This is a genomic window from Sorangium sp. So ce128 (assembly GCF_051525245.1).
Taxonomy (GTDB): domain Bacteria; phylum Myxococcota_A; class Polyangia; order Polyangiales; family Polyangiaceae; genus Sorangium; species Sorangium cellulosum_B.
On the sequence record NZ_CP150313.1, the window covers coordinates 534,207 to 546,389 of the forward strand.

Annotated in this window: 8 protein-coding genes; 3 read left to right on the top strand and 5 right to left on the bottom strand. The window is 71.1% G+C overall.

Features of this window, described 5'->3' with window-relative positions:
• The first annotated feature begins 428 nt into the window (after positions 1–428).
• Positions 429–1,031 carry a hypothetical protein gene (locus tag WME82_RS02160; protein WP_012232997.1) on the top strand — a complete coding sequence of 201 codons (603 nt, stop codon included), beginning with the start codon at positions 429–431 and terminating at the stop codon, positions 1,029–1,031.
• Positions 1,032–1,190: 159 nt separating this feature from the next.
• Complete coding sequence (locus WME82_RS02165) at positions 1,191–2,792, top strand: serine/threonine-protein kinase (RefSeq protein ID WP_438041482.1); 1,602 nt, start codon at positions 1,191–1,193, stop codon at positions 2,790–2,792.
• Between the two features lie 26 nt (positions 2,793–2,818).
• Here WME82_RS02165 and gspC read toward each other — a convergent pair whose 3' ends face one another.
• The 3 genes from gspC to WME82_RS02180 form a co-directional block, all read right to left on the bottom strand.
• The gene (gspC, locus tag WME82_RS02170) at positions 2,819–3,778 is read right to left on the bottom strand and encodes a type II secretion system protein GspC (protein WP_438041483.1); all 960 of its coding nucleotides are present in this window, start codon (positions 3,776–3,778) and stop codon (positions 2,819–2,821) included.
• A 310-nt stretch (positions 3,779–4,088) separates the two neighbouring features.
• Complete coding sequence (locus WME82_RS02175) at positions 4,089–5,882, bottom strand: cytochrome b N-terminal domain-containing protein (RefSeq protein ID WP_438041484.1); 1,794 nt, start codon at positions 5,880–5,882, stop codon at positions 4,089–4,091.
• Complete coding sequence (locus WME82_RS02180; protein WP_437743883.1) at positions 5,879–6,466, bottom strand: ubiquinol-cytochrome c reductase iron-sulfur subunit; 588 nt, start codon at positions 6,464–6,466, stop codon at positions 5,879–5,881. The genes WME82_RS02175 and WME82_RS02180 overlap by 4 nt, the downstream gene beginning before the upstream one ends.
• 245 nt (positions 6,467–6,711) lie before the next feature.
• Between WME82_RS02180 and WME82_RS02185 the strand changes: the two genes are divergently transcribed.
• The gene (locus WME82_RS02185) at positions 6,712–9,075 is read left to right on the top strand and encodes an autotransporter assembly complex protein TamA (RefSeq protein WP_437914583.1); all 2,364 of its coding nucleotides are present in this window, start codon (positions 6,712–6,714) and stop codon (positions 9,073–9,075) included.
• Between the two features lie 70 nt (positions 9,076–9,145).
• Here the strand turns inward: WME82_RS02185 and WME82_RS02190 are convergent, their stop codons facing one another.
• Positions 9,146–9,301, bottom strand: a complete 156-nt coding sequence (locus WME82_RS02190) for a hypothetical protein (RefSeq protein WP_437531283.1) — start codon at positions 9,299–9,301, stop codon at positions 9,146–9,148.
• A 378-nt stretch (positions 9,302–9,679) separates the two neighbouring features.
• A complete protein-coding gene (locus tag WME82_RS02195; protein WP_438041485.1) occupies positions 9,680–12,058 on the bottom strand; it encodes a (Fe-S)-binding protein in 2,379 nt (792 codons plus the stop codon).
• Positions 12,059–12,183: the final 125 nt, after the last annotated feature.

Genomic DNA, 12,183 nt, shown 5'->3' on the forward strand with positions numbered 1-12,183 from the left:
GGGCGCACAGGATGCAGCGGCTCGGGCCCTGTGCGGCGTGAGCACGCCACCCGGGCCAGAGGTGGCCAGGGAGGCAAGGCACGCTGCGGAGTCCGCCACTGGGCGCGCACTGCCGTCCCCACGCAGATGACGCGGATCACGTGTATAGTTTAACTACTCGGGATTGCAAGACCACGCGTGCCCGACTTCGGTAGCACGCCACGCGCGGGGCGCAAAGCGGCGCGGTTGCGTTCGGCTTGCATCCGGTTGCATCCGGTTGCGCTCGTTTGCGTTCGGGTTGCGCTCGTTTGCGCTCGGGTTGCACCCCGCGCGCTGTCGAGATCGCTGCTTCGTGAGCTCGGCCCACACGTCGAACCGCAGCCGGTGTAAGAAGCGCTGGCACTCGTTCTGCGATCGGGCGAGCTCATGCCCATCGAAGGAGCATTCTCATGATGCGTGTCTTCCACGTACTCCCGCTCTCCCTCGCCGCGCTCGGAGCGCTCGCGTGCTCGTCGACCCCCGAGCCGACGATCGACCCCAACAACCCGTGCCCTCCGGGCCAGTGGTGCGCCTCTGCCGTGCCGACCACGCCGGCGACGGCGGTGCCCACGCCCACCACCACCGCCGCGCCCGCGGGCTCCGCCGCCACGCCGATCCCGCCGGTCGCCGCGGTGGCCGCGACGCCGATCCTGCAAGGGATGGGCACGACGGAGGCCCCGGGGATGAAGCCGGACGGCGGGCCGTTCGCGGGGCAGTTCCAGGAGGGCCAGGCGCTCGAGCAGCAGATCAACATCTCGCCCGGCAAGTGCTACACCGTCGTCGGCATCGGCCTCGGGGTCCAGGAGCTCGACATCCAGCTCGTCTCGCAGCCCGCGCCCGCGCTGCCGCCCGTCGTGCTCGCGCAGGACAGCACCACCGGCGCCGCGGCGACGCTCGGCGGCAAGGCCTCCGGCTGCTGGAAGAACCCCCTGCCGATCGGCGGTCCGGGCAAGGTGATCCTCAAGGCGACGAAGGGCGCGGGGATCGCGGCCGCGCAGGTCTTCATCAAGTAACGCTCCCCCGCGCGGGCTGGCCGAGTCCGCCCGCACGCGAAGACGCCCGGCCGTGCGCGTGCCGAGAGGCGTGCGCCTCGCGCGCGACTCTTCTATTCCCGCCGCCTTCCTCCTCCCCTAGAGCAGACCGACGCGGCCGTGGGCCGCGCGCGCGACTCCATGAGCGAGACCGTCTTCCTCGGCCCCGACGCCAGCAAGACCTGCGCGAGGCCGCGCTGGGAGTGGCTGTCGCCGCGCCTCCCCCCGGACCTCGAGCAGGAGGCGACGAGGCGCGTCGCGTGGATGGCGCTCTGCACGATCGTGGCGGGCTCCCTCGGCTTCCTCGTGTCGGAGATCTTCCCGGGCCTCGAGCTCGGCCCGTACCCGATCCGCGTCGCGGTCTTCCTGCCGTTCATGCTGGTCTCGGCCGCGCTCTTCGTCATCGCGCGGAAGGGGCTCCTGTCGCCGCCGCGGATCGTCGATCTCTCGTTCGCCTACAAGATCCTGGGCGCCGCGCTGCTCTCGGTCATCTCCAACGCGCAGCCGTGGCCGGAGGGGCCGGTGTTGCCGGGATGGCCGCCGGTGGCCGTCTGGGTGCTCATGTTTCCCATCATCGTCCCCGCCCCGAGCGTGCGCACGCTGTTCACCTCGACGCTGGCGATCCTCACCGATCCGGCATGCCTCTGGGTGCTCGTCCGCTCGGGCTTCATGGATCCGCCCTCGCCCGAGGCGATGCTCCGCCGCTTCTTCCCGAGCGTCATCGCGCTCGCGCTCTCCGTCCTCGTGTCGCGCGTCGTCTTCGGGCTCGGGCGCAAGCTCGACGCGGCGCGGGAGCTCGGCAGCTACCGGCTCGTCGAGCGGCTCGGCGGCGGCGGCATGGGCGAGGTGTGGCGGGCGAGGCACCGGATGCTCGCCCGCCCCGCGGCCGTGAAGCTGATCCGGCCCGAGGCGTTCCAGGGCGAGCCATCGAGCAACGGCAACGCGAAGGCGCGGTTCGAGCGCGAGGCGCAGGCGACCGCCGCGCTCCGATCGCCGCACACGATCGGCATCTTCGACTTCGGCGTCGCCCGCGACGGGTCGTTCTACTACGTGATGGAGCTGCTCGACGGCATGGACCTCGACACCCTCGTCAAGCTGGACGGCCCGCAGCCGCCCGCGCGCGTGGTCCACCTGCTCCGGCAGGCCTGCCACTCGCTCCACGAGGCGCACAAGGCCTTCTTCGTGCACCGCGACATCAAGCCCGCCAACCTCTTCCTGTGCCGCTACGGCGCAGATCTCGACTTCTTGAAGGTGCTCGACTTCGGGCTGGTGGCCCAGCGCAGGAAAGACACGGATCCCTCCAAGCTGACGGCGGACAACGCGATCACCGGCACGCCCGCGTTCATGGCCCCGGAGGTGGTGCTGGGCGACCGCCCGATCGACGGCCGGACCGACATCTACGCGCTCGGGTGCGTCGCCTACTGGCTGCTCACCGGCGCCCTCGTGTTCGAGGCCGAGACGGCGATGAAGACGATGTTGCTCCACGCGACGGAGGCGCCCGTCGCGCCTTCGAAGCGCGCGGCGCGCGCGATCCCGCCCGCGCTCGACCGCATCGTGCTCGACTGCCTCGAGAAGGACCCCGCGCGGCGGCCGCAGTCGGCGCGCGAGCTGTCCGAGCGGCTCGCCGCGCTCCGCATGGACGCCGACTGGACAGAGCAGCACGCGGCGGCGTGGTGGGAGGCGGTCGCGCCGCCGTCGCTCTCGGGCCAGGCGGCCAGGGCGGCCGTCGACGCCTTCGGCTGAGCTCCGCGCGCGCCCGGCCCAGGTCCTCAGCGGATGTTGAAGTCGACCGTCATCAGCTGTCCGCCGCGCTCGATCGCGACGGACAGGCGGTTCGCGGTCCGGAGCCGCGCGTAGGCCTCCAGCGCCTTCTGGGGATCGGTGACGTCGAAGCCGTTGATCGACCTCAGGGTATCTCCGCTCTCCAGCCCGAGCGTCTCCAGCAGCGAGCCTCGCCTGATCCTGAGCTTCAGCCCGACGACCTGGTCTCCTCGTCGCTCCGGGGTCACCCGGGCGGAGCGCATGAGGAGCGCCTGCTGCTCGAGGATCTGATCGACCGCCGCGCGGTCGACGTTGAACTCCGTGGCGCTCACCCGCCGGATGCGGGCGGCGATCTCCGGCGGGATCGAGTTCAGGTTGTTGTCGCTCCCGACCGGCCTCGCCTGAGGCCGGGGCTGCGGCGCGGGCGCCTCCTCGCGCGCGCTCTTCCCGAGCTTCCCGAGCTGCATCTGACAGCGGGCGCCGCCCGCGGTGATCCAGACGCGGTCCCACGCGATGCGCGTGAGCGTGCCTCCCGCCGCGTCGCCGCCGAGCCGGCGGAGCTGCGTCTGCCCGTCGGGGCCCTCGATGGCCGCGAACGACCACGCGGCGTCCTGCGACGCCGCGATGAGCACCACGCGTCCGGCGTCGCAGGTCGGATCGCTCCACGGATCGCCGTGCGCCGCGGGCGCGCGCTCCTCGGGCGCGCCGCCCGGGGGCGGGAGGAGCGGCCCCGTCGCCGAGTCGAACGGGTTGCGCTGGAGGATCGCTTCAGCGCTCGTCGCGTGGAGGCCGTCGCGCAGCGCGCGGTGGGACGCAGGGGGCGTGGAAGAGAGCCTTGTGGCTCTGTCCGGGATGATCGTCCTCCCGATCAAGTGAGACACCCCCGACGCCTGAAAGTAGGCGGCGGACGCGATCATCGTGCCCGCGATCCACAGGAAGTGGTGCTTCACAGCCGCATCCAGGTCCACGGGTCCTGCTCTTTCTGGGGCTCGATCGCCGCCCACGCTCGAGGCGAGCGCCGCGCGCACGCCGGCGTGGGGGCGACCGTGCACAATGTCGCCACCGCCCCTCCCTCTCGGGACGCGCAGCACCGCGCGTGCCGGCCCGTCGCGCCGGAGCGCCCGCGCGAGCGCCTGTCAGAGCGCGCGCCTTGACCCGAACGGATCGGCGCGCGTCCACGGGCCGCGCGAGCGCGGGGCGCGCGCCGCGGCGGCGCTCATCGAGAGGGGGATCGAGAGGAGGAAAGGGCGGGGCAGCGAGCGCCGGCGGGCGGCTCGCTCAGGGCTTCTTGTCGGGCGCCTTGGCGGCGACCGTCGTCCCGGGCTCACCGCGGCCGCGGCGGTACACCCAGGCGGCGAGGACCTTCCGGTCGTTCGCGGAGAGCTTCTCCTCGAACGCCGGCATGTGGCCTTCCAGGTCCTTCGCCATCGCGGCCGGCGGGTAGGCCTTGCCGCTGCCGGGGTTCGTGATCTGCGCCTCGATCCACGCGACCGAGGCCCAGCCGCGGAGCTCGGGGGCGGCCGACTCCTCGTCGTCGGTCTTGCCGTCGAGCCGGTGGCAGCTCGTGCACCGCTGCCGGACCATCTTCTCTCCGGGCGTCCCGGCGCCGGGCTCCCCGCGCGCCTGCCCCTCGAGGAACGCGGCGATCGTCTCCTGATCGGCCGCGCTCATCGGCGTGAACACCTTCGCCGCCTCGGGATCCGCGGGCGGCTTCACCGCCGACGGCATCATCTCCTTGAACGCCGTCTTGCCGAAGAGGTGGTCGGCGTCGGGATCCCTCAGCACCTCGAGCGCCCAGGCCTTCGTCCCGAACCCGGTGAGGTCCGGCGCCGTCTGCTTGTCCTTCGGCGGGCCGAGATCGTTGAGCCGGTGGCAGCTCGCGCACTCCTTCTTGTAGAGGTCCTCGCCGCGCGTCTCCGGGTCGTTCCGGAGCATCGCGAGCGCTCCCTCGGGCGGGACGCCTTGCTTGAACAGCGCCACCGCGCGCGCGGTCCGCGCGGCGCTCTGCGCCTCCGAGCGCTGGAAGCCCTCGTCCTTCGCGTCCTTCACGAACGACTTCCCCAGCAGGCCGACGGCCCCGAGGCCGATCAAGAACAGCGGCGCGAGCGCCGGCAGCCGCGCGCGGAGCGGGCCGGGCTTCCTGTCGATGAACGGCAGCAGGGCAAGGTACAGCCCGACCACCCCCGGCAGGCCGACGGTCGCGATGAGCTCCAGCGAGCCAGGGAAGTACTTGCGCAGCTCGAAGAGCGGGCGGAAGTACCAGGCGGGGCGGGCGTTGTAGTCGCTGACGGGATCCGCCGGCGCCTCGAGCGGGGCGCCGTGCTCCATGGCCGCGAGATCGAACACGACGACCAGCACGAGCGCCACGGCCAGCAGGATCAGGCCGAGCTGCTTCGGGTAGAACCGATCCGCCTTGTTGAGGTCGGCGCCGTGCGGCGTGCCGAAGCCGTGCCTGCGGAACTGCGCGAAGCTCGCGGCGAGCAGCAAGGCCATGACCGCCGGCAGCACGAAGACGTGCAGGCTGTAGAGCCGCGTCAGCGTCAGGTGGCCGAGCGAGCTCCCGCCGATGACGAGCTGCTGCGTGAACGACCCGACCACCGGGACCGAGCCCATGATGCCCGTCTCGACGCGCGCGCCCCAGTAGCCGTCCTGGTCCCACGGGAGCGGGTTGCCCGTGAAGGTGAAGCCGAGGATCACGCCGAGCAGGCCGAGGGTCAAAAACCAGCCGATCTCGCGCGGCGCGCGGTACGCCCCGTGGAGCGCGATCCGCGCCACGTGGATCGCGACCAGGATGACGAGCGCCTGCGCTCCGAAGTAGTGGAGGCCTCGGATGAGCCACCCGGCGCGCAGGGTGAAGTTGATGTGCGCGACGCTCGCCCACGCCGTGGTCGCGCTCGGGGCGTACGCCGACATGAGCAGCGCGCCCGTGACGACCTCGACGAGCAGCAGCAGCGCGAGCGCGCCTCCCCACACGTAACCGATGCGCGCGCCGCCGGGGATCGGCGCGTCGAGGAACCGGCGCAGCGGCTCGCGGTGTCCTATGCGCTCGTTCAGCCAGTCGCCGAGGCTCATCCTGCGATCTCCTGGAGCTCGGCGACCCCGTCACGGTAGCGCCGGAAGTCCACCTCGAGCCAGCCATCGACGACCCGCGTCGCGAGCGGATCCATGGGGCGCGGGGACGGCCCCGTCTCAGGCGCACCCGACAGGCCGAAGCGTGACGCGTGGCACGGGCAGTTGAAGCTCTTCTTGTCGTCGTTGAGATCGATCCCGCAGCCGAGGTGGGGGCACGTGGCGCTCATCGCGCGGATCTTCTCGCCCTCCCGGATGACCCAGATCGCGCCGAGCATCTGGTCCTTCGCGACCGTGAAGGCGTCGCGCTCCTCGCCGATCACCTTGAGCCGCCGCGGCTCACCCGGCGGGAGGTCCGCGAGGCGCCCGACCCGGACCCAGCGCTCGCGCCCGCCCGCGGCGCCGGCGCTGCCCGCGGCGGGAGCCGCGATGAAGCTCGCCGCCGGTACGGCGATCGCGCCGGCGCAGGCCAGACCGCCGATCGCCACGAGCGCCTTCAGGGCGCCACGCCGCTCCTCGGGGGCCGGGCCCGCGGACGGCGCGCCGGCGCTCGCGGGCACCCCGTGAGGCCCAGGTTCGTGCGGCAATCCATGTCCGAGGTACCCACCGGCACCAGGTTCCTTTTGCGTCGGCTCTGCCATCTCGTAGGCTCTCCCTCGCTCGCGCCGCTGTCCGAAGGCCGCCCAGACTGGAGCGGGGCCCTCGGCGGCCGAAGCGGACGCAGCATATCGAAAACACAGGCGTAACGTTGAATCCTCGCCATCGCGCACATCGGGGCGATTGCGCTTCGGCCGGCACAGCCGAAAGTTCTCTTTCAGTTGTCCAGGTCCCGATGCCTCGTCCCGTCGCCGCAGCGCTCGTGATGTTCGCCGTGCTCGGGGCCTCCGCGTGTGCCGCTTCGCGTCAACCGCCAGCGTGTACACGTCCCGACCTCAGCGGGTGCGCCATCGAGGACGTCTCGTTCGACGGCGACGACGTGATCAGCGGCGACGAGCTCGCCGCGCGGATCGCGACGGCCGAGAGCTCGCGCCTCCTCGGGGGCGCGCTCGAGCCCGTGCCGATCCTGAGCGTCTGGGACGCGCTCACGGTCGAGTACGAGCGCTTCGACCGGTTCGTCCTCGAGCGGGATCTGGCCCGCATCGAGCGGTACTACCGCGCGCGCGGGTTCTACGGGGCGCGGGTGCGGGCGGCGCGGGTGCAGCGCTTCGGCGGCCCCGGCAAGGAGGGGCGCGTGCGGGTGCGCATCGTCGTCTCCGAGGGCGCGCCGGTGAAGATCGCGTCGGTGGATCTCGCGTGGCGGGACTGGACCCTGGAGAAGGGCAGGGACATCGGCCGGCCGGTGACCGAGGCGAAGGACGAGCTCAAGGTCGGCGAGCGCCTGGACGAGGCTCGGTACGAGGAGCTCAAGAAGAACCTGCTCCGGGTGCTCACGGATCGCGGCTTCGCCTACGCGAACGTGGAGGGGCACGTCGACGTCGACCTCGTGAAGAACGAGGCGCGGGTCCGGTACACGATCGAGCTCGGCCCCGAGTGCAGGTTCGGCAAGGTCAAGCTCGAGGGGCTCGGCGAGCTGCCCGAGGGGCCCGTCAGGACGGCGATCGGCATCGAGGAGGGCGAGCGCTTCTCGACCGCGGATCTGGCGGACGCAGAGCAGGCGCTCGCCGACTTCGGCGTGTTCGGCTCCGTCGCCGTGAAGCCCGAGCTCGCGCCGCCCGGACAGCCCAGGAACCCGGTCGTCCCCGTGACCTTCTCCGTGCAGCCGTCCGCGCTGCGCGCCGTGAAGCTCGGCGGAGGCGCCGAGGTCGGCTCGCGCGTCGAGGCGCACCTCGTCGCCGGGTGGGAAGATCGCAATTTCCTCGGGGGGCTGCGCCGCTTCAGCATCGAGGCCCGGCCGGGGCTCGTCTTTTACCCGGTGGAGTTCTCGAATCTGCTCGGCAAGGAGCTCGGGGACACGTTCCGCCTCCTGCCGGAGATCCAGCTCCGGTCCGAGCTCCGCCAGCCCGGGGCGATCGAGCGGCGCACGGCCGCGGTGCTGCGCGGCTCGTTCAAGCTCTACTGCCCCCAGACAGGTGAGTTCTGCACCAAGCCGGACAAGGGGGGCGCCGGCGAGGGGGAGTCAGGAGCTGCACCAGAGGCTGCCCAGGAGGCTCCGGAGCACGCGATCGTCGGCTACCGCGAGTACGTCGGTTCCATCGGCGTCGAGCGGCCCTTCCTGAAATCGGACCTGAACGCGGCCCTCCTCTACAACGTCCAGCTGAACAGCCCGTTCACCTACAATTCGGCGCGGCTGCCCTCCGGGTTCGGGACCCTCTTCATCCCTTACCTCCAGGCGCTTGTGTCCTATGACCGCCGGCTGAACGAGGCGGGGAAGCCCGACAGGGTCACCCCCCATCACGGCTATTACATCGCGCTGGACACGCAGCTGGCCGGCTATCTGGCGTTCGACACCGCGATCGCAGAGGCCCTGGTCGGCGAGAAGGCGCAGGACGAGCGGGACAGGCGGTTTCACTCCGCGCGCGACATCCGCCTTCAGCCCGAGTTTCGCGCCTACTTCCCTGTTTCGAGGAGATGGACGCTGGGTTTCCGCTTGATGACCGGGTGGCTGTTCACGGGCGACTACGGCGACGCCTCCGTGGATCCTGCCCAGTGCGACGCCCTCGCGGGCGTGGACAGGGACCGTTGCCGGAGAGACGTGGGGGCCGACCTTCAGCTGATGCAGTTCCGCGGGTTCTTCAGCGGCGGCGCGACCAGCAACCGCGGATACGGGTACAACGAGGTCGGCCCGCACGCCCGCGTGCCGAGCCTGACAGCCGGCGACAGCGCCGACGAGGAGGACGCCCCGCTGGTCCCCATCGGAGGCCGTCTGCTGTGGGAGACGAGCCTGGAGCTGCGGATACCGCTCGGCGAGAGCCTCGGTACGGTGATCTTCGCCGACGCCGGCGATGTCACCCGGGAGCACCGGCTGTTCCGCTCGGGAGCGCAGCGCCTGCACCTCTCGGCGGGCTTCGGGCTGCGCTACGTCACCCCGGTCGGACCGCTGCGCTTCGACGTCGGCTACCGCATCCCCTGCTTGCAGGTGCTCGGCGTCTGCAACGAGACAGAAGCAGCAGGCTGGCCCGCGGACGAGCGGCCCCCGGGCAAGCTGTTCGATGTGCTGCCCATCGCCGTGAACCTGGCGATCGGCGAGGCGTTCTGACGTGCGGTGATCCGTCCGGCGGGCGCCGGAGGGCGGTGGGGCCCGCGCCTTCGGGCAGGCCCTGGGGCGATCAGCCCTCTTCTTCTTCGACGTTCCAGGCGGACAGCGCGGTCATCCCGATGGCGACCGAGCAGAGGCAGCAGAGGGCAGGCTCCTCGAACCGGAGCTCGTCGCCGCGCGACCACACGTAGAGGCCGCGCCCGTGGGGCTCCCCCGTGATGGCCACGTTGCACACGTCGCAGCGGAGCTCGGTTGCGCCTGAGGCTGCTTGACGCGCGCGCAGCGCATTGTCGGCGATCGCGTCGACCGAGACGCAAATCGGATGGGCCAGTGTCCCTGTGAGCCGGTAATCCGCACTTGCGGTCCCCTCCGGCGTAGGGCAGGGGTCCAGGTTCGCGGTCCCCTTCAGAGCGCCTTCAATCACATCCACCTCCGGCGGCAGGGCCGAATCTAGCTCAGGCCGAGACGGGACGCACGAGAAGGCTGCGCCTGAACACCATCAGGCCTGCTCCAGGGCGCACATGTAGGCGAACACGCTGAAGCGGCGCGTCATGGCCTGCATGACGTACCGCTTCAGCGTGCAATGGTGGCGGAATTTGGCGGATCAGGCGCTGGCGGACGCGGCCGTCTCGGCGGCGTCCTGGACGGCGGCCGAGCGGCTGCCGGCCGAGCGGTCGAGAGCGCAGCTCTCTTCGAGCAGCTCGACAACGTCGAGCTGGCGGATCGACTCCTCCTTGGACTGATCCTTGAGGCCGTCGGTGATCATCGTCTGGCAGAACGGGCAGGCGGTCGCGATGGTCTTCGCCTCCGTCTGGAGCAGCTGCAGTGTCCGCTTGACGTTCACGCGGTCCTTGTTCTGCTCCTCCATCCACATCTGCGCGCCGCCGGCGCCGCAGCAGAGCCCCTTCTGCCGGTTCCACCCCTCGGCCTCGACGAGCTGCAACCCGGGGATGCGCTTCAGGATGTCGCGCGGCTGCTCGTACACGTCGTTGTAGCGGCCGAGGTAGCAGGAGTCGTGGAAGACCACCTTCCCCTCGACCGGCTTGCTGGGGACGAGCTTCTTCTCGGCGACCAGGCCGAGCAGGAAGTCGGTGTGGTGCACGACCTCGAACTTCGCGCCGAAGTCGGGGTACTCGTTCGCGAGCGTGTTGAAGCAGTGGGGGCAGGTCGTGACGATCTTCCGGACGCCGCCCTGCTCCTTGTAGCCGTTCAGGGTCGCGGCGTTCTGCTCGGCGAGCATCGCGAAGAGGTACTCGTTGCCCGCGCGGCGCGCCGGATCGCCGGTGCAGGTCTCCTCCTGGCCGAGGATGGCGAAATCGACGCCGGCGGCCTTCAGGAGCCTGGCGGTCGCGCGGGCGATCTTCTTCGCGCGGTCGTCGTAGCTCGCCGCGCAGCCGACCCAGTAGAGCACGGGGGCCTGCGGCTTCTCGCCCATGGTCGGGATCTCGAGCCCCTCGGCCCAGTTGCCGCGGTCGATGCGCGCGAGGTTCCAGGGGTTGCCGTTGACCTCCATCGCGTTGAACGGATTCCCGAGCTCCGCCGGGAACTCGCCCTTCACGAGGACCAGGTGGCGGCGCATGGAGACGATCTTGTCGACGTAGCTGATCATCACCGGGCACTGCTCCTCGCAGGCCCGGCACGTCGTGCAGGCCCAGAGCACGTCCGGATGGACGACGTTCGCCACGAGGTCGACCGGCTTGTACGCAACCTCGGGGACCGGGACCGGGTTCTCCGGGGCCGCCTGCTCCGCGCCCTCCTGCGTCTCCGCCGCCTCCGCTGCCTGGCCGTCCTGCGCCGCCGCACCGTCGGTGGCCTGCCCGTTCGCCTGGGCCGCGTGGCCGTCGGCGCGCGGCTCGCCTCGCGCGCCGCCCGGCCTGTTGATGAACTCCCCCTCTCGGCCGTACAGGTGATCGCGCAGGTCCAGGGTGAGCTGCTTGGGGCTCAGGATCTTGCCCGTCTTGTGGGCCGGGCAGTTGTCGCTGCAGCGGCCGCACTCGGTGCACGTGTAGAAGTCGAGGATCGCCTTCCAGGTGAAGTCCTCGATGCGCGCGACGCCGACCGGGGCGGCCTTCTCGGGCTCCTCGGCCGCCTTCATGACCATCTCGCCGATCGCCTCGGCGCTGCCCGCGACGAGCGGCAGCCGGCCGCGCGCCTCGATGTTGCGCGTGAAGACGTTCGGGATCGACGTGATGATGTGGAAGTGCTTCGAGTGCGGGAGCAGGTTCAGGAACACGAGCACCAGCGTGACGTGCGTCCAGAACCCGATGTGCGCGAGCACGACGAGCGTCCCCGGGCTGGCGCCGCTCAGGAGGACGGCGAACAGCGAGCCCGCCGGGGCCGGGAACAGGTGCCAGCGGAGCGCCGCCGGGTCCGCGGGGACGCCCGCGAACGGGGCCGTCACGGTGGCGACGCGCTCGCAGAGCGCCGCGTCCGCCGGGCCGCACGCCGCCGTGGACCAGCGGTGGTGGAGCACCAGCGAGGCGCCGTCATAGAGCATGTCGCTCACCATCATCGTGACGATGATGCCGAGGATGAGGAGCCCCTCGCCGGACAGGGTCATGCGCCGCTCGCGCTTGACCGCCCGGTAGTAGATGAACACGAGCGCGCCGATCACGACCAGCGTGGCCATGACGTCCTTCACGAACTCGTAGATTCCGCCGAGCGGCACCGCGCCGATGCCCGGAAGCCGCACCGGCTCGTGCCCCAGGATCCACAGATCGAACGACGGGTCGATGCCGCGCCCCCACAGCATCAGCGTCCGGAGCAGGAGAACCAGGAATCCGACGAAGATGAGCTTATGCGCCAGCCCGGCGAGCGGGTAGTAACCCATCTTCCGTTGCCGGAAGGCGTACTCCCAGGTGCCTTTGAGGCGCTCGGCGATCCGGTCGAGCCGGTCTTCCCCGCGCCCGACCTTGAGGAGCTGCCAACGCCGGTTGGCGCTCCACGCAAAGGCGGCGAAGAGGCCGACGAGCAATGTGAGCATCCACGTGGGATTCATTCGCGGGGCGTCTCCAGGTGTAAAATGGCCACATCTTTTAAGGTGGGCGGCTGCCGGACGTCAACCGCGCGGCGGCGAGGGAGCGCGCGGGGCTCCTTCGCCGGATTTCT

Coding starts and splice junctions, on each gene's coding strand:
- WME82_RS02160 (WP_012232997.1), top strand. CDS start 429: ATGATGCGTGTCTTCCACGTACTCCCGCTCTCCCTCGCCGCGCTCGGA.
- WME82_RS02165 (WP_438041482.1), top strand. CDS start 1,191: ATGAGCGAGACCGTCTTCCTCGGCCCCGACGCCAGCAAGACCTGCGCG.
- WME82_RS02175 (WP_438041484.1), bottom strand. CDS start 5,882: ATGAGCCTCGGCGACTGGCTGAACGAGCGCATAGGACACCGCGAGCCG.
- WME82_RS02185 (WP_437914583.1), top strand. CDS start 6,712: ATGCCTCGTCCCGTCGCCGCAGCGCTCGTGATGTTCGCCGTGCTCGGG.
- WME82_RS02195 (WP_438041485.1), bottom strand. CDS start 12,058: ATGCTCACATTGCTCGTCGGCCTCTTCGCCGCCTTTGCGTGGAGCGCC.